General features: G+C 50.9%; 2 protein-coding genes. Both read right to left on the bottom strand.

What is annotated here, in order from left to right; translation table 11 throughout:
- Positions 1-195 precede the first annotated feature (195 nt).
- Positions 196-696 carry a pyridoxamine 5'-phosphate oxidase family protein gene (locus FE848_RS18560; protein WP_200205397.1) on the bottom strand — a complete coding sequence of 167 codons (501 nt, stop codon included), beginning with the start codon at positions 694-696 and terminating at the stop codon, positions 196-198.
- A 115-nt stretch (positions 697-811) separates the two neighbouring features.
- On the bottom strand, positions 812-1,171 hold the full coding sequence (locus FE848_RS18555; protein ID WP_200205395.1) for a hypothetical protein: 360 nt from the start codon (positions 1,169-1,171) through the stop codon (positions 812-814).
- Positions 1,172-1,305: the final 134 nt, after the last annotated feature.

The raw sequence follows: 1,305 nt of genomic DNA, 5'->3' as shown, positions 1-1,305 counted from the left end.
TGGTCGTGGCTATAGGGCCTGAAGCGGGGCTTGGCTTTGGGCATCTGACGGCTCCTTGTCTGTTTGCTCAATCCTATCAAACCGAGGCGCGATTTCGGGGTTTTTCTACAGCCTCAACGCTTAGGTAACCGGCACCGGAGCGCCAGCGCAGGGAATCAAAAGCGGTACGCTTTTGGTGTCCGGTTGACTGCCTGGTTATGCATGTTTCGGCCACATGCCATCCATCATCACAGGGTAAGTGACTGGCTTGTAGTGGGTAAATTCAATGTCTCTAACGTGGGTAAAATCTGTCCAGAGCTGCCGAGCGCCGTTCATCCAGCTCGACGGCTTAACCCGTTTTTCTATTTTTTCGACTTCTTCGGGAGTAGCTTCACGAATTGGCCCAACTTTGCCGTACAACCTCACGCCAGGTGGGGCAACGAAGCGACCTTTTAATAGAGAGCGCAGCCAAAAAAGGCGGCCAGCGTTTACCGCCATAATGCATACGTGAGGGTTTTGATCAATATTGCTACCCAAAGCTTGGGCATAATGATCAAAGAAATAACCTCGCTGATCCTCACCCAAAAATACTGTGCCAACAGGCGTTATGTGAGGTGTTCCATCCGGGTTCACCGTTGCGATTGAACAATAGAGAGTCGAGGCTTGTCCCTGCTCCAGCACTGCTTTAACTTTCCCCCAATCATCCTTGATACTCATAGTTTCTCCCTTAGTGCATAACGCTTGCAGCATGCGCACCTACGGAATGGAGCCGAAGGCGCAATGTAGTAGGTGTCGCCGTGCCTGCACTGGTTATGTTTTGACACCCGACGGTTCATATCACTTCCAGAGAGCCATCTGGGTATGTAACGTGGATGCTCTCGTATTGCGAAACCTCTGTATGGAAGAAGAGCGAAACCTCACCAGTTAAAGCTACCTTCAGAATCAGCGGCGATTCGTTGCTGATTGAAATGACCGTTTTCCGGGGCACATGAATAACTCCTTCCGTAGTTACCCACTCACCGTCAAACCAAAGACCACGGACACTAGAAACTTCGCCTTCTAACCTATGAAGGGCCTGCATCACGGCCCCTTTTTCAAAGGCAACTTGGGCATCATAAGGGCCGACGGAGATTTGGTTAACCTCTTGCCCAATTAAATCTTGCCAGTGCGATTCTTCAGGTAGCTCGTACATATCTCACGAAACATAACGCTGTGGTAATGGGCGCCAACGGAGCAACGCGTAGTTGGCGTCCCGTTGACCACCTGGTTATATGCACAATTCTCGCAAGCTCCTGATGACCCGAACCTCAGTTCCCCGAGGTGCAT

It is taken from the genome of Marinobacter sp. 1-3A (genome assembly GCF_016597775.1).
In the GTDB taxonomy this organism is placed as follows: Bacteria; Pseudomonadota; Gammaproteobacteria; order Pseudomonadales; family Oleiphilaceae; genus Marinobacter; species Marinobacter xiaoshiensis.
This window is presented reverse-complemented; position numbering and strand designations above follow the sequence as displayed.